The 22,460-nt window shown below is 71.1% G+C and carries 20 protein-coding genes; 2 read left to right on the top strand and 18 right to left on the bottom strand.

From position 1 onward, the window contains the following. Positions 1–431: 431 nt before the first annotated feature. Complete coding sequence (tyrS, locus tag AB3M83_RS06115; RefSeq protein ID WP_412945990.1) at positions 432–1,730, bottom strand: tyrosine--tRNA ligase; 1,299 nt, start codon at positions 1,728–1,730, stop codon at positions 432–434. Positions 1,731–1,845: 115 nt separating this feature from the next. Here tyrS and AB3M83_RS06110 point away from each other — a divergent pair, with 115 nt between their 5' ends. Then, the gene (locus AB3M83_RS06110; protein WP_412945944.1) at positions 1,846–2,439 is read left to right on the top strand and encodes a hypothetical protein; all 594 of its coding nucleotides are present in this window, start codon (positions 1,846–1,848) and stop codon (positions 2,437–2,439) included. A 7-nt stretch (positions 2,440–2,446) separates the two neighbouring features. Here the strand turns inward: AB3M83_RS06110 and AB3M83_RS06105 are convergent, their stop codons facing one another. From AB3M83_RS06105 to AB3M83_RS06055, 11 genes are all read right to left on the bottom strand, one after another. Continuing rightward, positions 2,447–3,085 (bottom strand): SatD family protein, encoded by a 639-nt coding sequence (locus AB3M83_RS06105; RefSeq protein ID WP_412945942.1) that lies wholly within the window; start codon positions 3,083–3,085, stop codon positions 2,447–2,449. A gap of 69 nt (positions 3,086–3,154) precedes the next feature. Then, positions 3,155–4,585: an argininosuccinate lyase gene (gene argH, locus AB3M83_RS06100; protein WP_412945940.1), complete on the bottom strand. Its 1,431-nt coding sequence runs from the start codon at positions 4,583–4,585 to the stop codon at positions 3,155–3,157. Then, positions 4,582–5,709, bottom strand: a complete 1,128-nt coding sequence (locus tag AB3M83_RS06095) for a DUF418 domain-containing protein (protein WP_412945938.1) — start codon at positions 5,707–5,709, stop codon at positions 4,582–4,584. The genes argH and AB3M83_RS06095 overlap by 4 nt, the downstream gene beginning before the upstream one ends. Continuing rightward, complete coding sequence (gene argF / locus AB3M83_RS06090) at positions 5,688–6,611, bottom strand: ornithine carbamoyltransferase (RefSeq protein WP_412945936.1); 924 nt, start codon at positions 6,609–6,611, stop codon at positions 5,688–5,690. The genes AB3M83_RS06095 and argF overlap by 22 nt, the downstream gene beginning before the upstream one ends. Beyond that, positions 6,608–7,858, bottom strand: a complete 1,251-nt coding sequence (locus AB3M83_RS06085; protein WP_412945934.1) for an acetylornithine transaminase — start codon at positions 7,856–7,858, stop codon at positions 6,608–6,610. Before AB3M83_RS06085 ends, argF begins: the two co-directional genes overlap by 4 nt. Beyond that, positions 7,855–8,754, bottom strand: a complete 900-nt coding sequence (argB, locus tag AB3M83_RS06080; protein ID WP_412945933.1) for an acetylglutamate kinase — start codon at positions 8,752–8,754, stop codon at positions 7,855–7,857. The genes AB3M83_RS06085 and argB overlap by 4 nt, the downstream gene beginning before the upstream one ends. Next, entirely contained in the window at positions 8,751–9,908 is a 1,158-nt protein-coding gene (gene argJ / locus AB3M83_RS06075) for a bifunctional glutamate N-acetyltransferase/amino-acid acetyltransferase ArgJ (protein WP_412945932.1), read from the bottom strand. Before argJ ends, argB begins: the two co-directional genes overlap by 4 nt. Next, a complete protein-coding gene (gene argC, locus AB3M83_RS06070) occupies positions 9,905–10,963 on the bottom strand; it encodes an N-acetyl-gamma-glutamyl-phosphate reductase (protein WP_412945930.1) in 1,059 nt (352 codons plus the stop codon). Before argC ends, argJ begins: the two co-directional genes overlap by 4 nt. Positions 10,964–11,179: 216 nt before the next feature. Then, positions 11,180–12,163 (bottom strand): NAD-dependent epimerase/dehydratase family protein, encoded by a 984-nt coding sequence (locus tag AB3M83_RS06065; protein WP_412945928.1) that lies wholly within the window; start codon positions 12,161–12,163, stop codon positions 11,180–11,182. Positions 12,164–12,242: 79 nt separating this feature from the next. Next, entirely contained in the window at positions 12,243–13,823 is a 1,581-nt protein-coding gene (locus AB3M83_RS06060) for a hypothetical protein (protein WP_412945926.1), read from the bottom strand. Next, the gene (locus AB3M83_RS06055; RefSeq protein WP_412945924.1) at positions 13,805–14,575 is read right to left on the bottom strand and encodes an ABC transporter ATP-binding protein; all 771 of its coding nucleotides are present in this window, start codon (positions 14,573–14,575) and stop codon (positions 13,805–13,807) included. Before AB3M83_RS06055 ends, AB3M83_RS06060 begins: the two co-directional genes overlap by 19 nt. A gap of 101 nt (positions 14,576–14,676) precedes the next feature. Here AB3M83_RS06055 and AB3M83_RS06050 point away from each other — a divergent pair, with 101 nt between their 5' ends. After that, positions 14,677–15,801, top strand: coding sequence for an AAA family ATPase (locus AB3M83_RS06050; protein WP_412945923.1), 1,125 nt, complete (start codon positions 14,677–14,679; stop codon positions 15,799–15,801). Positions 15,802–15,815: 14 nt separating this feature from the next. On the opposite strand, the gene AB3M83_RS06045 is transcribed toward AB3M83_RS06050, so the two are convergent. From AB3M83_RS06045 to AB3M83_RS06020, 6 genes are all read right to left on the bottom strand, one after another. Beyond that, entirely contained in the window at positions 15,816–16,223 is a 408-nt protein-coding gene (locus AB3M83_RS06045; protein ID WP_412945922.1) for a hypothetical protein, read from the bottom strand. 68 nt (positions 16,224–16,291) lie between these two features. Next, complete coding sequence (gene pheT, locus AB3M83_RS06040; protein ID WP_412945921.1) at positions 16,292–18,802, bottom strand: phenylalanine--tRNA ligase subunit beta; 2,511 nt, start codon at positions 18,800–18,802, stop codon at positions 16,292–16,294. After that, a complete protein-coding gene (gene pheS / locus AB3M83_RS06035; RefSeq protein ID WP_412945920.1) occupies positions 18,802–19,842 on the bottom strand; it encodes a phenylalanine--tRNA ligase subunit alpha in 1,041 nt (346 codons plus the stop codon). Before pheS ends, pheT begins: the two co-directional genes overlap by 1 nt. A 48-nt stretch (positions 19,843–19,890) precedes the next feature. Beyond that, a complete protein-coding gene (locus AB3M83_RS06030) occupies positions 19,891–20,823 on the bottom strand; it encodes an amino acid ABC transporter permease (RefSeq protein WP_412945919.1) in 933 nt (310 codons plus the stop codon). Beyond that, the gene (locus AB3M83_RS06025; protein WP_412945917.1) at positions 20,820–21,467 is read right to left on the bottom strand and encodes an amino acid ABC transporter permease; all 648 of its coding nucleotides are present in this window, start codon (positions 21,465–21,467) and stop codon (positions 20,820–20,822) included. The genes AB3M83_RS06030 and AB3M83_RS06025 overlap by 4 nt, the downstream gene beginning before the upstream one ends. Positions 21,468–21,533: 66 nt before the next feature. Then, positions 21,534–22,436, bottom strand: coding sequence for a glutamate ABC transporter substrate-binding protein (locus AB3M83_RS06020; RefSeq protein WP_412945916.1), 903 nt, complete (start codon positions 22,434–22,436; stop codon positions 21,534–21,536). Positions 22,437–22,460: the final 24 nt, after the last annotated feature.

Raw genomic sequence — 22,460 nt, 5'->3', positions numbered from 1 at the left:
AGTGCACGCTGTTGAGTTCTCAAGGATCGGATGCTCCCACCTCCACCCTCCCGGGCTTCACTGTGGGGCAACTTCTCGATTTGATCCATCTCGTTCCGTCTGTCGAATCGACGCGCTCGGATCTTCAGATCTTCAGCACTCGATGACCGCGGTCTGCGAGGTGGAGTTCCCATCCTAGACCATGTGGTCGTGTTCTCTCTACGAGAGGTTTGGGATGGAGGTGGTTCTCCGCTTGAGGGGGGCGAGGCCTTCCGGCCCTTCGCTCTTCCCTGTGGGGCGAACAAGTAATAAGTTACGCGGAGACCGGGGGTCGGGCAAATCCTGCTTGCACCCCGGGCGTGTCGCGCCGGCTGGGCTCGGTTCGGGCCCGCCGCAGAACGGCGAACGCCGCCGGATCTCGCGGATCCGGCGGCGTTCGAGCGTGATCGGCCTCAGCCGACGAACACCCCGGCCAGGGTCTTCTTCCCGCGACGCAGAACCGACACTCCCCCGGGCAGCGAACCCGTGATCAGGTGCCCGTCCTCGGTGACTTTGAGCCCGTCCACCGAGACGCCCCCCTGGGCGATCGCACGACGCGCCTCGCTCAGACTGCCGACGAGTCCCGTGTCGACGAGAGCCTGAGCCACCGGCACCGGGTTCTCCGCACGGACGTTCGGAAGCTCCGCCAGCGCCGAGCGGAGGGTTCCGGCGTCCAGGGTCGTCAGATCGCCCTGTCCGAACAGGGCCTCGGTGGCCGCGATCACGGCGGCGGTCGCCTCGTCGCCGTGGACGAGCGTCGACACCTCGAGCGCCAGGCGCTTCTGGGCCGCGCGCCGGAACGGCTCGGTCTCGACGAGCGCGGCGTACTCCTCGATCTCCGCGCGGGTCAGGAACGTGAACACCTTGAGGCGTTCGACCACATCGGCGTCCGCCGTCGACAGCCAGAACTGGTAGAACGCGAACGGGCTGGTCAGCTCGCCGTCGATCCAGATGGCGTTGCCCTCGCTCTTGCCGAACTTCGTTCCGTCGCTGTTCGTGATCAGCGGTGTGCCGATCGCGTGGACGCTCTCACCCTCGACGCGGTGGATCAGGTCCGTCCCGCTCGTCAGGTTCCCCCACTGATCCGACCCGCCCGTCTGCAGGACGCAGCCGTACTGCCGGTACAGCTCGAGGAAATCGAGCCCCTGCAGGATCTGGTAGCTGAACTCGGTGTAGCTGATGCCGGCATCCGAGTTGAGGCGGGCCGAGACGGCATCCTTCTTGAGCATCGTCCCGACGCGGTAGTGCTTGCCGATCTCACGCAGGAAGTCGATCGCCGACAGCGGCGCGGTCCAGTCGAGGTTGTTGACCATGCGTGCGGCGTTGTCGCCCTCGAAGCTGAGGTACCGCTCGATCTGGCCGCGCAGCCGGTCCACCCACTCCGCGACCGTCTCGCGGGAGTTCAGCGTGCGTTCCGCCGTCGGTCGCGGATCGCCGATGAGGCCCGTCGATCCGCCGACGAGCCCGAGTGGCTTGTGCCCGGCGAGCTGCAGCCGGCGCAGCGTCAGCAGCTGCACGAGGTGCCCGAGGTGCAGCGAGGCTGCCGTCGGATCGAATCCGCAGTAGTAGGTGATCGGCCCCCCGGACAGCAGCGCGCGGAGCGCCTCCGCATCCGTGGACACGTGCACCAGGCCGCGCCAGACGATCTCATCCCAGACGTTCTCGAACGCGGGGTCGTTGGCGGGTGTGAGAGCTTTCACTTCGGTGCTCATGACGGGTTCAGACACGCCTTCCAGGCTATCAGCGCGCTCATCCTCGCCTCGGCTCATCGTCCCCTCGCACGCGCAGGTCCGGGCGCCGTCGGCGGGGCATGCGAGACTGACCGCCATGGACGTGTCACCGGCCGGGCCGCTCGTGGTCGCGATGCTCTCGATCTTCCTGTTCGCGACTCTCTGCGCCTGTCTCGTCCTGACGGTCGTGAGTCTGCGGAAGCCGGCAGTCCCGATGATGTCGATCGCCGGAACGCTCCTCGTCCTCGCGACCATCCTCGCCGCGATCTCGCCGGTCGACGTGCCTGCGCTGTGGGGAATCGCCATCGCGATGGTGGGGATCGCCGTCGCGGTGCTCGGCGGCAACCCCGCCACCCGCCTGGTCCTCGAGCTGGCCACCGGCGGGCGCGTGCGCGAGACGCCGGACGGCGGCATCCTCATCGCCTCTTCGCGTCCGAAGGCCGATGCGGACGGCCTGGAGCCGCTGCTGCGCGGCGGGACCACCATCGGCTACCTCGAGAGACTGGCGGTCGCCGTCGCGATCATCGCCGGCTATCCCGAGGCGATCGCCGTCGTCGTCGCCATCAAGGGCATCGGCCGCTTCTCCGAACTGGCGGAAGCGGAGGCGCGCGAGCGGTTCATCATCGGCACGTTCGCCAGTCTGGTCTGGGCGTGCGTGGCGGGCGCCCTGGTGCGCCTCGCGATCTGGTGAGCGGGCGTCACGTCGGCCGCTGGAGGATGCGGAACCCCTCGACGACGGCCGCCGCGCCGGCTGCGGTCAGCGCCTGCGAGACGGCTGACTGCGTGATCCCCTCGGCCTCGGCCAGCTCCGCCTGAGTCCGACCCACGCATCGGCCGTAGACGAGACGCCGCGTCCGCTCCGACATCCCGCTCACGAGCTCGTCCCGTGTCCATGCGTAGGCGTTCGCGAGAGCGACGGATGCCGCGTCCGCCGTCGCCCCGTCGGCGGCGGCGATCCACGTCCTCACCCGTGGCATCGAGCGCACCTGCTTCGCGTGCAGGGTGTCGATGGCGTCCCTCGCCGCCCACCATGCCGGCCCCTCCGCGATGTCGCCGGATGCCGAGGCGACCGCGCCCATCGTCCCCGCTCCGACGCCGAAGCGGAGGTCGACCCCGTCGGGCAGCGCGAGGCGGATGAGGAGGATCGCGGCGAGCGCCGAGGGGAGGTCGGGATAGACCCCCTGCAGCTCGTCCCCGACCGTCGGCGTGAGCGGACGCTCGGCCGGCGGCCCGTCGGCCTGGACACGCGCGACGACCTCGTCGATGCGACGCTGCGCGCCCTCGCGATCGGGGAGTTCTCGCGAACCGATGATGTCCGCGGTGACGGCGATGCTCATATCGTCAGGATATAAGCAATTGGCTGATTTGTCGAAGAAATAAGTAGAGAACGGACGCCAGGAGGAGCGTCAGAGACCCAGTGCGTGCGCGAGCTGCTGCGTGCGCGTCACGAGCTCGATCCGCTGCTCGGCCACCCGGACCGGGGCCGTCCCCCCGGCTCCGTCCCGGCTGGCGACGGAGCCCTCCACCGTCAGGACGTCCCGCACGGCGGGGTCGAGGTGCGACGAGACCTCGGCCAGGAGCGCGTCGTCGGCGTCTTCGAGACGGATGCCGCGCTGCTCGCACGCCTGGACCATCGCGCCGGAGATCTCGTGCGCCTCCCGGAACGGCACCCCGCGGCGCACCAGCCAGTCGGCGACGTCCGTCGCCAGCGAGAAGCCCTCCGGTGCCGACGCGGCCATCCGCTCCGTGTCGAAGGTGAGCGTCGAGATCATCCCGGCGAAGGCGGGGAGCACCACTTCGAGCGTCGTGACGGAATCGAAGACGGGCTCCTTGTCCTCCTGCAGGTCGCGGTTGTACGCCGTCGGCAGCGCCTTGAGCGTCGCGAGGAGACCCGTGAGGTTGCCGATCAGGCGCCCCGCCTTGCCTCGGGCGAGCTCGGCGATGTCGGGGTTCTTCTTCTGCGGCATGATGCTCGACCCGGTCGAGTAGCCGTCGTGCAGCCGCACGAAGGAGAATTCGCGCGTGTTCCAGATGATGATGTCCTCGGCGAAGCGCGAGATGTCGACGCCGATCATCGCCGAGATGAACGCGAACTCGGCCACGACGTCGCGTGCGGCCGTTCCGTCGAGGGAGTTCTCCGCCGACCGGGACAGGCCGAGCTCATCGGCGATCAGCTGAGGGTCGAGGCCGAGGCTCGAGCCGGCGAGCGCACCCCCGCCGTAGGGCGAGACCGACGCGCGCACCGACCAGTCTCGCAGCCGCTCGAGGCCCCGCACCAGCGGCCACGCATGCGCCTGCAGGTGGTGGGCGAGCAGGATCGGCTGAGCGTGCTGCAGGTGGGTGCGGCCCGGCAGGATCGCATCCGGGTGCGCGTCGGCCTGGGCGACGATCGCGTCGATGACCCGGAGCAGATCGCGCGCGATGACACGAGCATGGTCGAGCAGGTACATCCGGACGAGGGTCGCGATCTGGTCATTGCGACTGCGTCCCGCCCGCAGCTTCCCGCCGAGTTCCGGCCCCACCTCCGCGATGAGGGCGTTCTCGAGGGCGCCGTGGACGTCCTCATCACCCTCCTGCGCGACGAGCGCGCCGTCCGCCACCGCGGCGGCGAGCGCATCGAGACCGGCGTGCATCCGCGTCTCCTCGTCGGCCGTCAGATAGCCGGCGGCGGCGAGGGCACGCGCATGGGCGTGGGATCCGGCGATGTCGTATGCGGCGAGCGCCCAGTCGAAGTGGGTCGATCGGCTCAGCGCCACGAGCTCCGACGAGGGTCCGGATGCGAACCGCCCACCCCACAGCGCGCCGGAATTGGTTGCCTCGCTCTTGCTGTCGCTCACGTGTCCACCCTATCCGCGGCATCCCACCGCTTTTCCGGAACCACCCGCCGAGCGATCGCCGCGAGCATCCGCTCGATCGGCCCCTGCCCCCGCAGCAGGGCCCACGCCGTGCAGAACACCACCGCGCCCAGCACGAACCACCAGAACGGCTGCATCTCGCGGAAGCCTCCGAGATCGCCGGTGTCGCCCATCGTCAGCGCCGCGACGACCGCCCACACCAGGATCTGTCCCACATACGCGGTGAGCGGCATCGACCCGACCGCGCGGAGAGGTGCCACCGCCCACGTCGCGGGCGTCCGGCACAGCAGCAGGCAGGCGCCGAGGACGGCGGCGGCGAAGCCGGTCGACCCGAGCGCTTCCAGGATGCCGCTCGAGTGCGGCGCGCTGCTCCACACGGCCAGCAGGTAGCCGTCGCCGCCGAGGGCACCCGACCCGGCCAGCACGACGTCGATCATCCCGGCCGTGACGACGGCGACCGCGCCGCCGGCCAGGAGCGAGACCTGGACATCGACGCGGCGGAGGTCGGCGCGTCCGATCGCGATGCCCGCCAGGACGAACGCGATCCACAGCGGGAAGGGATACGCCCAGCCGACGAGGAGGAACAGCGTCTCACCCCACACGCCGTCCCACACCGGCGACGCACCCCAGAGCGGCAGGAGCCACGGGACGACGACGATGACGGATGCCGCGACCCCCCACAGCACGCGGGGCGGCAGGGCCACCAGCGGGAGCGCGAGCAGGAAGAGGATGGCGTACGCGGGCAGGATCACGTACACGGGGACACCGGTGAGGATGAGCCCGAGTCCGATGGCCCACAGCAGCGCCGCCCGCACCGCGAGGCGCCGGCGGGCGGTGGCCAGCGCCGGTCCGCGGCGGGGCAACGCGCCACCGGTGACCAGGGCGATCGACACTCCCGCGAGCACCGCGAAGAGGATCGAGGACCGACCGTTGACGACGTCGATCCACGTTCGCGGGTCGCCGATGTGGAAGGGCTCGTCGATCTCCACCAGGTGGGCGGCGAGCATGCCGAGCACGGCGAGTGCCCGGGCGAGATCGACACCCGCGAGGCGGGCGGAGCCGTTCCAGCTCCGCCACGCCGCGGTCACTGCTGCTGGAGCAGCCACACCAGCAGGGCCTTCTGCGCGTGCAGCCGGTTCTCCGCCTCATCCCAGATGACGCTCTGCGGACCGTCGATGACGTCCGCATCGACCTCGTAGCCGCGGTCGGCGGGCAGGCAGTGCAGGAAGATCGCGTCGGTCTTCGCGAGCCCCATGATCCTGTCCGTCACCTTGTACGAGCCGAGGTCCTGGACCCGCCGGATCTTCTCCTCTTCCTTGCCCATGGAGACCCACGTGTCGGTCACGACGACGTCGGCACCGTCGGCGGCGGCCTCGGGATCGGCGATCAGGGCGACCGAGCCGCCCGTGCTCGCGGCGATGCGCTCCGCGTCGGCGAGGACGTCCGGACGGGGCTGGTATCCCTCGGGCGCCGCGATGCGGATGTGCATCCCGGCGGTGACGCCGGCGAGGACGAACGACTGACCCATGTTGGAGCGGCCGTCGCCGTAGAAGGTCAGCGTCAGTCCTCTCGGGTCGCCCTTGTGCTCGCGGATGGTGAGCAGGTCGGCGAGCAGCTGGCAGGGGTGGAAGTCGTCGCTGAGGGCGTTGACGACGGGGACGCGCGTGCCCTCGGCCATCTCCTCGAGACCCGACTGCGCGTATGTCCGCCACACGATGGCGGCGACCTGGCGCTCGAGCACCCGCGCGGTGTCGGACGGCGTCTCCTTGCCGCCGAGCTGGCTGTTCGCGGTCGAGATGATCAGCGGTGACCCGCCCAGGTCGGCGATGCCGACGGCGAAGGACACCCGGGTCCGCGTCGACGACTTGTCGAAGATCACCGCGACGGTCTGCGGGCCCGCGAGCGGCTTCTCGCGCCACCGATCGTTCTTGAGCTCGAGCGCGAGATCGAGGATCTCGGTCTGCTCGGCAGCGGTCAGGTCGTCGTCGCGCAGCAGGTGGCGGGTCATGCGGATGCCTCCGGGGTCTCGTCGGCGGCACTCGGACCGTCGAGCAGGAGTGCGCTCTCGACGGTCGCCAGCGCCTTGGCGAACAGGGTCTGGAACTGGTCGATCTCGACGTCGCCGATCGTGAGCGCGGGCGCCACGCGGACAGTCGAGTCGTTCGCGGCGTTGATGATGAGGCCGTGCTCCTGGGCGGCCGCGACGACGGCGCCGGCGACGGGATGCCGCAGGCCGATGCCGATCAGGAGGCCCTTGCCACGGCATCCGTCGACGAGCCCCGACCCGATCGCGGCGACCGCGCCCCGGATCTGGGCGCCGCGCTCGGTCGCGGCCTCGACGAGGCCGGCACGCTCGATCTCATCCAGCACCGCCGAGGCGACCGCGGTGGCGAGCGGGTTCCCGCCGAACGTGGAGCCGTGCGTGCCGGGGTAGAACAGATCGCTGGCCGCCCCGAAGGTGATGAGGGCGCCGATCGGGATGCCGTTTCCGATGCCCTTCGCGACCGTGATCGCATCGGGGGTGATGCCCTCGTGCTGGAAGGCGAACCAGGCACCGGTGCGTCCGGCGCCGGTCTGGATCTCGTCCACGATGAGCAGGGCGCCGTGGCGGGCGGTGATCTCCCGCGCGGCCCTCAGGTACCCCGCCGGCAGCTCCAGGACGCCTGCCTCGCCCTTGATGGGCTCGACGAACAGCGCCGCGACCCGGTCGTCCATGGCCGCCTCGAGCGAGTCGACGGTGGTGTCGAGGAACTCGACGCCCGGCACCATCGGCGCGAACGGCTCCTGCATCGCCGGCTTGCCGGTGAGGGCGAGCGTGCCCATGGTGCGTCCGTGGAACGCCTGCTTGAGCGCGAGGATCCGCGGTCGATCGCTGCCGCCGTGCAGACGGGCGAGCTTGAACGCGGCCTCGTTCGCCTCGGCTCCGGAGTTGCCGAAGTAGACGCGGCCGGCGTCGCCGGTACCGGCCAGGCGCTTCAGCCGCGCGGCGAGGCCCAGCTGCGGCGGGGTCGCGAAGTAGTTCGAGACATGGCCGAGGGTCGCGGCCTGCGCGGCCACCGCCTCGACGAACACCGGGTGCGCGTGGCCGAGCGAGACGACGGCGATCCCGCCGAGGAAGTCGAGGTAACGGGTCCCCTGGTCGTCCCACAGATAGGAGCCCTCGCCGCGGGTGAGCAGTGCGTACCGCTCCCCCGCGTTGAGGACGAGGTCGCGCGCGGCGTCGTCCTGCCAGCTCGTCATCGTCGCCGCCGTCATCCCGACACCACTTCCGTTCCGATTCCCTGCTCCGTGAAGATCTCCACCAGCACCGAGTGAGGCTGCCGGCCGTCGATGATCGCCGCCGAGTCGACCCCGCCGTCGACCGCATCCAGACACGCCTGCATCTTCGGGATCATGCCGGACTCGAGCGTCGGCAGGATGGTGCGCAGGTCCGTCGCCGTCAGGTGCGAGACCAGCGAATCGCGGTTCGGCCAGTCGGCGTACAGGCCCGCGACGTCGGTGAGGATCACGAGCTTGGTGGCGTTCAGGGCGACCGCGAGAGCGGCGGCGGCGGCGTCCGCGTTGATGTTCAGCGACGTCCCCGGGGCATCGCTGTCGGGGGCGATGGATGAGATGACCGGGACGCGGTCGGCCGCGAGGTGATCGAGGACCGCCTGAGGATCGACCCCGACCACGTCGCCCACGTGACCGAGCGAGTGCTCGGCGCCGTCGACGACGACGCCACGGCGGCGGCCGCGGAACAGGCCGGCGTCCTCTCCCGAGAGCCCGGTCGCGAACGAGCCGTGCGCGTTGATCCGCGACACGAGCTGCGGGTTGATCTGGCCGGTCAGGACCATGCGCACGACGCTGATGGCCTCGGTGCTGGTGACGCGGTAACCGCCCTTGAACTCGCTGGGAATGGACAGCCGGTCGAGCATCGCGGAGATCTGCGGGCCGCCGCCGTGCACCACGACGGGCTTCACGCCGACGTGATGGAGGTACGCGATGTCCTCTGCGAAAGCGGCCTGCAGCTCCTCGCTCACCATGGCGTTGCCGCCGTACTTGATGACGATGATCTGGTCGCGGAACCGCTTCAGCCACGGCAGCGATTCGACGAGGACGGCCGCCTTCTCGGCGGCCTCCTCGGGGGTGGTCTGCTGGATGTCGGTCATGAGGAGTAGGCGCTGTTCTCGTGGACGTAGTCGTGCGTCAGGTCGTTGGTGAGGATCGTCGCGGTCGCCGCGCCGACGCGGAGGTCGATCAGGATCTCCGTGCGACGCGGCGTCAGGTCGACCTCCTCGCGCGGCCGGTCGGGGCCGCCGGCCGTGCACACGCGCACTCCGTTGAACGAGACGTCGACGTCGTACGGGTCGAACGCCGCCCGGGTCGTCCCGATGGCGGCGAGGACCCGGCCCCAGTTCGGATCGTTGCCGAAGATCGCCGCCTTGAAGAGGTTGTTGCGGGCGACGGAGCGTCCGACGGTGACGGCGTCGTCCTCCGACGCGGCGCCGACCACCTGGATGACGATGTCGTGGCTGGCGCCCTCGGCATCCGCCTGCAGCTGCTGGGCGAGATCCTGGCAGACCTCGGTCAGGGCGAGCGCGAAGTCGTCGAGGCCCGGACGCAGCCCGCTCGCGCCGCTGGCGAGGAGCGTGACCTGGTCGTTCGTCGACATGCACCCGTCCGAGTCGAGCCGGTCGAACGTGAGCCGTGTCGCGCGCCGCAGCGCGGCGTCCGCCTCCGCGGGCTCGATCTCGGCGTCCGTCGTGACGACGACGAGCATGGTGGCGAGCCCCGGAGCGAGCATGCCGGCACCCTTCGCCATGCCGCCGACGGTCCAGCCGTCCCGGCTGACGACCGCGAGCTTGGGCCGCGAGTCGGTCGTCATGATCGCGAGCGACGCATCCTCGCCGCCGGCCGCGGACAGGGCGGCGACACCCTGCTCGACACCGTCGAGCACCTTGCCGCGGAACACCTCGTCGCCCGAGCCGATGAGACCCGTCGAGCAGACGATGACGTCGCCCGCGCTCACGCCGAGCAGGCCGGCCGCCTTCTCGGCGGTCTGGTGCGTGGTCTGGAACCCGAACGAACCGGTGAAGCAGTTGGCGCCTCCGGAGTTGAGCACGACCGCCTCGACGACGCCATCGGCGATGGCCTGTTCGGACCAGATGATCGGGTTCGCCTTGGCCCGGTTGCTCGTGAACACGGCGGCACCGACCTTGCGCGGGCCGCGGTTGACGACGACGGCGACGTCCTTCGCGCCCGTCGACTTCAGCCCCACGGCGACGCCCGCGGCTTCGAATCCCTGCGCTGCCGTCACGCTCACGGTGCGACTCCGTTCACACTCAGGCCCGTCGCCTCGGGGAGGCCGAGGGCGATGTTCATCGATTGGACGGCGGCACCCGCGGTGCCCTTGACGAGGTTGTCGACGGCCGCGACGACCACGACGCGGTTCGCGTTGCGGTCGATCGCCAGGCCGAGCAGTGCCGTGTTCGCGCCGAGGACGTCGGCCGTCCGGGGGAACTGCCCTTCCGGGAGCAGCTGCACGAACGTCTCGTCGCCGTAGGCCGCCTCCCACGCGTCCCGGATCCGGCTGTCGCTGACACCGGCCGCGATCGGTGCGGTGGACGTCGCGAGGATGCCGCGCGCCATCGGCACGAGCACCGGAGTGAACGAGATCCCGATGTGCGCCGGCGGAGCATCCGTCCCCGCAGCGGCGAGCAGCGCCTGGCGGATCTCGGGGATGTGCCGGTGGCCGCCGCCCACGCCGTACGGGTTCGCGGACCCCAGGACCTCGCTTGCGAGCAGGTTGGGCTTGAGACTCTTGCCCGCGCCGGAGGGACCCACCGCCAGCACGGTGACGATGTCGCTCGGCTCGATGACGCCGGCGGCGACGCCGGGCGCCAGACTGAGCGAGACGATCGAGGCGTTGCAGCCGGGGGCGGCGATGCGCGAGGCACCGATGAGGTTCTGCCGCTGCTTCCCGCCCGCGACGGGGAGCTCCGGCACCCCGTACGCCCACGGCGCCGAGAACTCGCCGCCGTAGAACGCGCCCCAGGCCTCGGGCGAGGTCAGCCGGTGATCGGCGCCGGCGTCGATCACGAGCGGGGTGTCGCCGAGTGCGTCGGTGTACTGCGCCGACTGCCCGTGCGGCAGGGCGAGGAACACGATGTCGTGACCCGCGAGGACCTCGGGAGTCGTGTCCTGCAGCGTGAGGTGCGCGAGCGACCGCAGGTGCGGCTGGTGCTCGATGAGCGGCTGTCCCGCGTTCGAGTGCGCGGTGACGGTGCGGATCTCGGTGTCGGGATGCGCAGCGAGGAGGCGGAGGATCTCGCCGCCCGCATAGCCGGAAGCGCCGGAGACGGCGACCGAATAGGTCATGCTTCAACCTTATTGTCTGAGAGGAACGGGCCGGGGACGGCGACACTCGCGGCTCGACCCGCACGGGGCGGGGAGCTCGGGAGGTCGCCTAGCGTCGGCGGTCGCCCAGACGTCGGCGCGCGCGCGAGACCACCGAAGTGGGGACGGGAGCGGCCGAGTGCATGCGCCGACCCTACGCCTCCGCGCGCGGGCCCGCCAAATCGCGCCCCCGGGATCTCAGTGTCCGGCCGACATCGCCTCGAGCAGTGCCAGCTCGTCGGAGCGCTCGAGTCCGGCCGCACGCGCGCGGGCGATCCCCCGCTCGCGCTCGTCCGCCAGCGTCCGTTCCACCGTCTCGACGAGGGGGCGGATGCGACCGCCCGCCGCGCGGTAGGCGGACCCGTCGCGTGTGGCGAAGCCCGGCACGTCGGCCGGGAGCCAGAGCGGCAGCGAACGCGGCCCCGCCCAGTGCAGGACGCCGTGCCGGGCGAGCCAGTCCGCGTCGGCTGCGCGCACGTCGCCGGTGTGACCCGCGACGGTGCGGACCAGGTCCAGCATCTCGCCGAGCGGCGACGAGGGTCCGATCGCGTTGACGACGCCGTCGAACGCGCGGGCCCCCGCCGCGACGATGAAATCCGCCAGATCGTCGACATCGATCACCTGGGCCGAGAGCCCCGCGGCATCGGGGACCAGGACCGGCCCCTCCCCGGCGGCGGCGAACCGCGCCGGCCAGTAGCCGAAACGATCGGTCGGGTCCCCCGGCCCCACGATGAGCCCCGGCCGGACGATCGCGGTCCGGGGCGCCAGCGCCGTCAGGGCGAGCTCCGCGGCGGACTTCGCCTTCGCGTAGTCGTACTCCTCACCGGGTCGGAGCGGCTCGGCGAGCGCTGCGGTCTCGTCGGCGCCCACCTGATCATGGTCGGCGTAGACGGACAGGCTCGACACGTACGTGCCGTGCGCCACGCGGTCGCCGAGGGCGGCGACGGATGCAGCGACCGCCCGCGGATCGGAGGACACATCGACCACCTCGTCCCAGTCCTCGCCGGCCACGTCCCGATAGGCATCCGGATGAGACCGATCCGCGACGACCAGCGCCGCGCCGGCGGGAGCGGGGCGGCCGCCCCGGGCGAGGCAGGTCACGCGTGCCCCGCGTGCCACCCATGAGGCTGCGATGCGGGAGCTGAGCCAGCCGGTGCCGCCGAGGACCAGAACACGTGTCATGCGGTTCATCCCAGCAGGCGGGTCCGGCGACGGCCAGACCTGTCCGCTCCCGGCGTACGCCGGGATCTCCCGCGCCCGGTCAGGCGGGGAACGCCTTGATGCGCAGGAGCAGGTCGGGTCCGGTGCGATCGAGGGTGCGGCCGCCGACGTGGACGCCCGCAGCCACGGCGCCGACCCCTCCGCCGACCGCCACGACGAGCGCGATCCACCCCCACACGGGCGAGCCGGTGACGAGGGAGACGACGGCCGGAACGACAGCCGGCAGCGAGACGACGACGACGACCGCCCAGACGACGAAGACGAGCAGCCCGCCGATCGCCGTCTGACCCGGGACGCTCTTGAACGGGCTGTCACCGGCGGCGGCGACCGGCGTCACGATGAGGGCGGACGACACGGCGCAGACGCCGTACCCGGCGAACAGGATGCCCCAGGACGCCGCGAGGAGCGCGGGCAGCTGCTCGGCACGCCCGCCGATCAGCGACGTGACGACGACGATCGCCGTGATGAGCGGCATCCCGACGCACGCCGCCCCCAGGACCCGCCCCAGCCGATCGGCGCGACCCGGCACACCCGTCGCCAGGGTGGTGCCGAACGCCGTCCCGTCGTACGACACGTCGGCGTAGCCGACCACCGACAGGACGAGCGCCGCGATGACCGGCGACGCTGCGAAGCCGAACCCCCCGACGCCGCCGATGAAGGCGAACAGCAGAGGGAACAGGGGCAGGACGATCAGCTGTCGCAGATACCGGGGGTCGCGCAGCCACGCCGTGAGCGCGCGCGCCCACGTGGCGCCGACGCCGCCGGTCGGCATCCGCCCGAACAGTCCGAGCGAGCCGGCCGCGACCGATCGCGTCGCCCGCTGCCGCGGCGAGCTCGCGGCAGCGGCGAGGACCCTCGCCCACACGGCCCACAGCGCACCCACCGTCACGAGGGCGATCGCCGCCTGCGCCACGGCTGCCACCACTTCGCCGGCCGCGACGCTCGGCGCGATCGCCCAGGCCGCGCCGAGGGGGGTCCACGGCAGGACCGCGGTCGCCTGCTGCAGTCGCGCCGTGAGTCCGCCGCCGCTGTCGAGCAGCGACAGGATGCCGGTGAGGATCGGACCGCTGAAGATGAGCACGATGAGCACGACGGTCCCGACGATCTCGCGTCCCCGCCGGTTCCCGCCGAGCCCGCCCGACAGCTCCCCGGTCACGCGTGACGCGAGGACGCAGGTCAGCACGCCGAGGAGCGCTGCCGGGACGGCGACGACCGCAGCGGCCGGCCACCGGACCCAGAGGATCACCGACGTCAGGGCGCCGATCGTCGTGATCACGCCCGGGATGCCGGTGAGTCCTGCGCCGGTGAGGGCGAGCATGACCTGGCGCCGCGTGAGGGGGAAGTTCGCCAGCCGCGCGGCATCCACCGTCGACTCCATCCCGGCGACGACGACCGGGCCGACGACCCAGCCGAGCACGAGGGTCGCCCCGCCGAGCACCGACACGGCCGCGGCCGCCTCCTCCCCCTGGAAGACGGCGAGCGCGACCATCGCGGCGACGAGTCCGACCAGCACACCGAGCCCCGAGAGCGCGCCGAGGATGAAGCCGACCAGCTGCCACGGGCGCCGTGCGAGCGAGTTCGCGAGGACGCGGTACCGGAGCTTCAGGACTGCCGCAACCACTGCGGTCCCTCCGTCTGATGGCGCCCGCCCACGAGGGACACGAACCGGTCCTGAAGGCTCTCGCCCGCGCGGACCTCGTCGACCGTGCCGGCGGCGAGGACGCGGCCGGCGGCGATGACGGCGACGTGGTCGCACATCCGCTGCACGAGGTCCATCGAGTGGCTCGAGACGATGATCGAGCCTCCCGACGCCGTGTAGTCGCGCAGGACGTCCTCGATGTTGGCGGCCGAGACCGGGTCGACCGACTCGAACGGCTCGTCCAGCACGAGGAGGCGTGGCGCGTGGACGAGCGCGCACGCGAGCGCGATCTTCTTCGTCATGCCGGCGGAGTAGTCCGCCACGATGGTCCCCGCGGCCGGACGCAGGTCCATGAGGTCGAGCAGGTCCGACACGCGAGCGGCGATCTCCGGGCGGGGCAGCCCGAACATCATCGCGGTGTAGGTGATGAGCTGCTCGCCGGTGAGGCGGTCGAAGAGCCGCACCCCGTCGGCGAGGTTCCCGATCACGCGCTTGGCGGCCACCGGGTCGTGCCAGACATCGATGCCGTGCACGACGGCTGCTCCCGCGTCGGGACGCAGCAGACCGGTCGCCATGGAAAGCGTCGTGGTCTTGCCCGCCCCGTTCGGGCCGACGAGGCCGTAGAAGGACCCCGCCGGGACGTGCAGGTCGATGCCGGCGACGGCGGCCTTCGCGCCGAACCGCTTGACGAGTCCGGACAACTGCAGAGCGGGGGCGGTCGCGGTGTGGCTCACCCCGGCGAGCATAGCGAGCGACGCGGCGGATCACACCCGCGGGATCCGCCCGCGTGCGGACGACTCCGCCGCACGTCCGTGCCGCCTGACAGAGTGAGGGGATGCTGCGCACACTCGCCGTGTCCGGATACCGTTCCCTCCGCGACGTCGTCGTCCCGCTCGGACCGCTCACGGTCGTGACCGGCCCGAACGGATCGGGGAAGTCGAACCTCTACCGGGCGCTGCGGCTGCTGTCCGCCGGCGCGCAGGGCGAGCTCGTCGGCGCGGTCGCTCGCGAAGGCGGTCTGCCCTCGCTGCTGTGGGCCGGGCCCGAGGGGGGCGGCGAGCAGGGCACCGTGCGGAAGAAGCCGATCGCCGTCCAGCTCGGCTTCGCGTCGGACGAGCTCGGGTACCTCGTCGACCTCGGCATCCCGCAAGGTCCGCAGGACAACCCGTTCGCCCGCGACCCCGTCATCAAGCGGGAGCAGGTGTTCGCCGGGCCGCTCGCCAAGCCCGCGACCCTCCTCATCGACCGTGCCGGGCCGCTCACCCGCGTTCGGGACGATCAGTGGGTGCGTCTGGAGCAGAAACTGGCCCCGTTCGAGAGCATCGTCACCGATCTGGCCGACGGCGACACGGCGCCGGAGCTGCGGGGCCTGCGCCGCGTCATGGGCGGCTGGCGCTTCTACGACCACTTCCGCGTCGACGCCGACGCCCCCGCCCGCAGGCCGCAGGTGGGCACCCGGTCGCAGCTGCTCGCCCATGACGGCGCCAACCTCGCGGCCGTGTGGGCGACGATCGTCGATGCCGGGTTCGGGCAGGATCTGGACCGCGCCGTGGACGAGGCGTTCCCGGGCAGCCGCGTCCAGGTCACCGCCGCCGACGGCCTCTTCCGCCTCACCCTGCGGCAACCGGGCCTGCTCCGTCCGCTCGACACCGCCGAGCTGTCCGACGGCACGCTCCGGTACCTCCTGCTGTGCGCCGCGCTCCTGCCGGTCCGTCCCGCTCCCCTGCTGGTGCTCAACGAACCGGAATCGAGTCTCCACGCCGACCTGCTGGGGCCGCTCGCTCGGCTGGTGCAGGTGGCATCCGAGCGCACGCAGGTGATCCTCGTGTCCCACGCGCGGTCACTCGTCGAGGCGACACCGGATGCCGCCCGCATCGAGCTCCGCCCGGGCTCCGCCGGAACGGCGGTCCACGGCGTCGGTGTCCTCGACGCGCCCCCGTGGCACTGGGGAAGCCGGTAGCACCCGGCCCGCGTTCATGCGCCGATCGTGAGGATGAACCCGCCGGCGCCGAAGAAGCAGCCGACGCCGAAGCCGAAGAACGTCATCGCCCGGAAGGCTCCGACAGGACGGTGTCCGGACGGTGCGACCAGGGCGCCGATGGCGGTGATGACGACCGCGAGACCCATCACGAGGAACCATACGGAGGCGAACCCGTAGTACGGGCCCCAGCCGGATTCGAAGAACACCGAGGCCTGCGGGAACATGAACTGCAGCCGGTTCAGGCCCGACGACCAGCCGATGAGGCTGAGGACGATCGTGACGGTGTTGACGGCAGCGAACCCGACGACCAGCGGCGTGATCCGTGGGATGCGGCGCCTTCCGCCGGCGAGGCGCACGCCGATCGGGGTGGTCGGTGCCGGCACAGGCGAGGATGCGCTCATGGACCGAACGCTAGCGCGGCCACCGGTGGGGCGCCGTCCCCTCTTCGGAGGACACGGCTCCCACCGGATCAGTCGCGGATCGTGGCGCCGAAGCATTCGGCGGCCACGCTCACACCGGCCATCTTCGCCTCCGTCGCCTCGGCCGCGGTCAGCGTGCGGTCGTCCGCGCGGAAGCGCAGCGCGAAGGTGAGACTCTTCGCGCCGTCCGGCACACCGCTGCCGCGATAGTCGTCGACGAGGCGGATCGCCTCCAGCAGGCTCCCCGCGCCTTCCGCGAGAGCGGCCCGCACATCGCCCGCCACCACGGCGTCGGCGACGACGAGCGACACGTCCTGCGTCGCGGCGGGGAAGGTCGGGAGCGACGGCACGACATCCGGAGCACCGGCCAGCGAGAGGATCCCGTCGAGGTCGACCTCCGCCACGAAGACGCGACCGTGCAGGTCAGCGGCATCCGCGACGGCGGGAAGCAGCTCGCCGACGTAGCCGACGGTGACGTCGCCGACCGTGAGGACGCCGGTGCGTCCGGGGTGGAGCGCCGCGCGCTGCGCCTGCGCGACCTCGATCGTCACTCCGGCCGCGGCTGCGATCGTCCGGACGGCGCCGAGCACGTCCGACAGCTCGTAGGCGGCCGCGGCGCGACCGGGCTGCTTCGGGTTCGCGTTGCCGTGCACCAGGACCGCCACGTGGCGCGGCTGGGGCGGGATCGCGGCGTCGAGCGAGGCGAGGGTCTCGTCGTCGGGCCGCTGGGCGAGCGGCGGGACCGTCTCAGTGCCGTAGGTCACGCCCGGCTCGGGCGTGAAGACGGTGCCGGTCTCGAACAGGGCGAGGTCGGTGAAGCCCCGCGACACGTTGCGGTGCGCGATCTGCAGCAGACCCGGGATCAGCGACCGGCGCAGGAACGGCGCCTGGCCGTCGAGCGGGTTCGCGAGCCTGATCGATGCGATGCGCTCACCGCTCGGTGATCCGTGGAGGTCGTTCTGCTCCTCGGTCGTGAACGGGAAGGCGATCGCCTCGACGTAGCCGGCGGCGGCGAGGGCGTTCGCGACGCGGCGGCGTCCGCGCTGCGCGGAGGTCAGTCCTCGCCCGGACGGCGGCGTCGGCAGGATCGAGGGGATGCGGTCGAGCCCGTGGATGCGGGCGACCTCCTCGGCGAGCGTCCAGCGGTCGGTCAGGTCGGGACGCCAGGTCGGCGGGATGACATCCCAGGCCTCCCCCGCGTCGGTCACCTCGCAGCCGATGGTCTCGAGCGCGCCGACCACCTCGCCGTCGGTGTACGCCACGCCGATCAGTCCGGCGGCGAAGGCCTTCGGCAGCTCGATCGACGGCACGAAGACCTCGGCGAACAGGGCCGCGCCGGTCGTCGTGTCGAGCGTGCCGCCGGCCAGCTCGACCATGAGGTCCGCGACACGACGCGCGGCGACGAACGGGATCAGCGGGTCCACGCCCCGCTCGAACCGGCGCGAGGCCTCGCTCGGCAGCTTGTGGCGTCGTGCCGTGCGAGCGATCGAGACGGTGTCGAAGATCGCCGCCTCGATGAGCACGTTCCGCGTCGCGTCGCCCATCTCGGTCTTGCCGCCGCCCATGACCCCGGCCAGGCCGATCGGGCCCGATTCGTCGGTGATGAGCAGGTCCTCGGCGCTGAGGGCGCGCTCCTTGCCGTCGAGCGTCGTGAGCTTCTCGCCCTCGGCCGCGCGGCGGACGGTGATGCCGCCGGTGAGGCGGTCGAGGTCGTACCCGTGGATGGGATTGCCGAGCTCGAGCATCACGTAGTTCGTGATGTCGATCAGGATGCCGAGCGAGCGGATGCCGGCCAGGGTCAGCCGCGCGACCATCCAGGTCGGCGTCGGCCGGCTCGGGTCGACGTCCCGGACGATCCGCACGACGAATTCGCTCGCCCCGACGTTGCCGTGGATCGGCGCGGCGTCGTCCACGGTGATCTCGAAGCCGCCGGTGGGCTGCTCGAGCTCCTCGAAGTCGCGCAGACCCGGGTCGCGGAAGGCCGCGCCGGTGGCGTGGGCGTACTCGCGTGCGACGCCGCGCAGCGACAGCGCGTACCCCCGGTCGGGAGTCACGTTGATCTCCACCGCGACGTCGTCGAGCCCGAGCAGCGCGATCGCGTCGCTGCCGACCTCGGGGTCGAGGCCGAGCTCGGTGAGCCGCAGGATGCCGGAGTGCTCGTCACCAAGGCCGAGCTCCTTCGCCGATGCGATCATGCCGTCCGACACGTGTCCGTACGTCTTGCGCGCGGCGATCGGGAAGGGACCCGGCAGGACGGCGCCGGGCAGGGTGACGACCACCTTGTCGCCCTCGAAGAAGTTGCCGGCGCCGCAGACGATGCCCCGGACGCCGCCGTTGGCCTCGCCGACATCCACCTGGCACCAGCGGATGGTCTTGCCGTTGGACTGCGGCTCCGGTTCGAACGACACGACCCGGCCCACCACGATCGGGCCGGTGAGGTCGAACGTGTGCACGTCCTCCTCTTCGAACCCGACCGAGACGAGCGAGGCGAGGACGTCCTCGGGGGTCGCGCCGGGCGCGAGGTCGACGTATTCACGCAACCAGGAGAGCGGGACGCGCATCAGACCACCATTCCGAACTGCTCGCTGAAGCGGACATCGCCTTCGGCCATGTCGCGCATGTCCTGCACATCGGAGCGGAACATGAGCGTCCGTTCGATGCCCATGCCGAAGGCGAAGCCCGAGTAGACCTCGGGATCGATGCCCGCGGCGCGCAGGACGTTGGGGTTGACCATTCCGCAGCCGCCCCACTCGATCCAGCGCGCCCCGCCGGCGAAGGTGGGATGCCAGAGGTCGAGCTCGGCGGACGGCTCCGTGAACGGGAAGTAGTTGGTGCGGAAGCGCGTCTTCGCCTCGGGGCCGAACAGCACCCGGGCGGCGTGGTCGAGCGTTCCCTTGAGGTTCGCCATCGTGATGCCCTTGTCGATGACGAGACCCTCGAACTGGGTGAACGCGGGCAGGTGCGTCGCGTCGAACTCGTCGGTGCGGTAGACCCGGCCGGGGCACAGGATGTAGATCGGCAGGTCGCGCTCGAGCATCGAGCGCACCTGGACGGGGCTCGTGTGCGTGCGCATGACGAGGTGGCGCGCCACCGGGTCGACGAAGAAGGTGTCCTGCATCTGACGCGCCGGGTGGTCGGGCGCGAAGTTGAGGGCGTCGAAGTTGAACCACTCGTGCTCGAGCTCGGGTCCCTCCGCGATCTCCCAGCCCATGCCGACGAACAGGTCGGCGATCTCCTCCTGGAGAAGCGAGATCGGATGCCGCGCGCCCACCCGCGCGCGCGGCGCGAGCGCAGTGATGTCGACCCGCTCGGCCTCGAGCTTCGCCGCCGTCTCGGCGGCCGCGAGCTCGGCCTCTCGCGCGTTGAGCGCCTGCGTCACCCGGCCGCGGGCCTGGCCCACGAGCTTGCCGAATGCGGCCTTCTGGTCGTTCGGCACGTTCCGCAGCTGGGCGTTGAGCCGTGCGAGCGGCGAGCCCTCCGCGGTATGGGCGGAACGGGCGGCTTTGAGGGCGGCGGTGTCGGTCGCGGCGGCGATGGCGGCGAGCGCCTCGTCCACCGCGACGCTGACCGCGTCGGGGGTGATCTCAGGTGCGTCTGACACGAGAGACGAGTCTACCGGCGGGGCGGGGTGCGCCCCGCCGGTGAGACGTCAGACGGCTCGCCCGGTACCCGAATCGTGGGCGCCCGCCCTCGTCTGTGCAGCGATGAGTTCGGTGTCGGTCGTCGGCGGCACCGGGTGGTGGAGCACATCGGCGGGCTTGCCGCCGTCGCCGCCGCGCGTGCTCGGCGACCGACGCAGGCGCTTCTCGACCACGTTGGCGAGCCAGGACAGCAGCAGGCACATCGCGATGTAGATGGCTCCGATGACGATGCCGGACTGCAGGATCGGGCGCCCCGGCTGCGACGTGAGCTGCTTGGCGAAGTAGAGCAGCTCGGGGTAGGTGATGATGAACCCCAGCGCCGTGTCCTTCAGCGTCACGACGAGCTGAGCGATGATCACCGGCAGCATGGCCCGCACCGCCTGCGGGAGCAGGATGAGCCTCATCACACCGCTTTTGCGGAGGCCGATGGCGTATCCCGCTTCCTTCTGTCCGCGCGGGAGGGATTCGACGCCGGCGCGGATCACCTCGGCCAGCACCGACCCGTTGTAGGCGACCAGCGCGATGACGACGGCCCAGTACGGCTCCATGCGCACGCCGACGGTGGGGAGGCCGTAGTACATCAGCATCATGAACACGAGCACGGGCACCGCGCGGAAGACCTCGGTGACGGCCGTCACCGGGACCCGCACCGCCGCGTGCTCGGACAGGCGGCCGATGGCGAGGACGAATCCGAGGACGAGCGCACCGACCGCCGCCGCACCGAAGGCGGCGAGGGTGTTGCCCAGCGCCTTGAGGATGTTCACCCAGACGTTGCCGAACGAGAACACGAACCACTTCTCGGCGGAGAACTGGCCGGTGACCGCGAACCGGTAGGCGACGAAGCCGAGAACGGCCGCGACGGCCGCGATCGTGACCACGCCCAGGATGCGGTTGCGCAGAATCGCCCGCGGGCCCGGGACGTCGTACAGCACGGAAGTCATCGCGCGATCCTCCAGGTGTTCTCGAGATGGCGCTGAAGCCAGCTCAGCAGCAGGACCAGCACGACGAAGACGACGGCGACCCACAGCAGGACGACGAGCGCGTCCTCGCCCCGCTCGCTGAGGTTCGCGCGGATGGCGCCGAGTTCCACCACGGAGAAGCCTGCGGCGACGGTGGTGTTCTTCAGCAGGGCGATGAACACGCTCATCATCGGGGGCACGACGGACCGGAACGCCTGCGGCATGATGACGAGCGTCATCACCTGCCCGAAGGTGAGCCCGATCGCGCGGGCCGCCTCGGCCTGGCCGACCGGCACGGTGTTGATGCCGGCTCGGATGACCTCCGCCACGTAGGTGGCGGTGTAGACGCCGAGGGCCCAGATGCCGAGGACGGTGAATCCTGGGCTCGGGAGACCCAGCTGCGGGTAGCCGAACGCGAAGAAGAAGAAGACCAGGGTCAGCGGGGTGTTGCGGATGGTGTTGACGTAGAGGGTGCCGAACGCGCGCGCGACCGGGATCGGCGACACGCGCATGGCGCCGACGAGCGTCCCCAGGACGAGCGCAATCGCACCTCCGGCGAAGAACAGCAGCAGCGTGTTGCGTAAGGCTTCGCCCCACAGATCGAGGTTGTCGGTGATGACGCCCACATCGCCTCCTTGGCTGGTGCGGGGTGAGGGCTTGCGCCCTCACCCCGGGTCGAGATCTCGGCGCTGTCAGTACGCGTCGACAGCGGGCTGCTCGACGGTGATCCCCGAGTCGCCGAGGTTCTTGTCGAAGATGCCCTGCCAGACGTCGCCGCCCTCGGTGAAGAGGTCGTTGATGTGTGCGCGGAGCGCGTCGTCGCCCTTCGCCAGGCCGACGCCGTAGCGCTCCTCGCTGAAGGGCTCACCGACGACCTTGATGTCGTCCGGGTACTGCGCGGCGTAGCCGATCAGGATCGCCTGGTCCGTGGTCACGGCGTCCACGGTGCCGTTGATGAGGGCATCGACGCAGGCCGAGTAGAGGTCGAACTCCTCCGTCGGGACGTCCGGGTAGTTGTCCCGGATGTTCTGGATCGGCGTCGACCCGGTGGCCGAGCACACCGTGGTGTCGGCGGACAGGTCGTCTTCGCTCTCGATGGTGCTGTCCGTCGCGACGAGGAGGCCCTGGCCGGTGATGAAGTACGGACCGGCGAAGTCGATCTGGTTCTTGCGGTCGTCGGTGATCGAATAGGTGCCGACGTAGTAGTCCACATCGCCGTTCACGATCGACTGCTCGCGGTTCGTCGACGCGATCGCCTTGTACTCGATCTTGTCCTCGTCGTAGCCGAGCGACGCGGCGATCCACCGCGCGATGTCGACGTCGAAGCCGGACCGCTCGTTCGTGGTCGCGTCGAGGAATCCGAGGTTCGGCTGGTCCTCCTTCACGCCCACGACGATGCCGTCGCGCTCCGTGATGGCGTCGAACGTGGGGCTGCCCTCGAGGGAGACGTCGCTGGCGACCTCCCAGAGCGCGTCGTCGCCCTCGGTCTCCGCGTCGCCGCCGGGCGAGGTCGGGCTGCCGCTGTTGCAGCCGGCGAGCGCGAGAGCCGCGATCGCGATGCCGGCGAAGGCGCCGGCCGCTCGTGTGATCCGCATGTGATCCTCCTGGTGTCGTATCGT

Origin of the sequence: Microbacterium pasadenense (assembly GCF_047246565.1) — a bacterium.
Taxonomy (GTDB): domain Bacteria; phylum Actinomycetota; class Actinomycetes; order Actinomycetales; family Microbacteriaceae; genus Microbacterium.
This window is presented reverse-complemented; position numbering and strand designations above follow the sequence as displayed.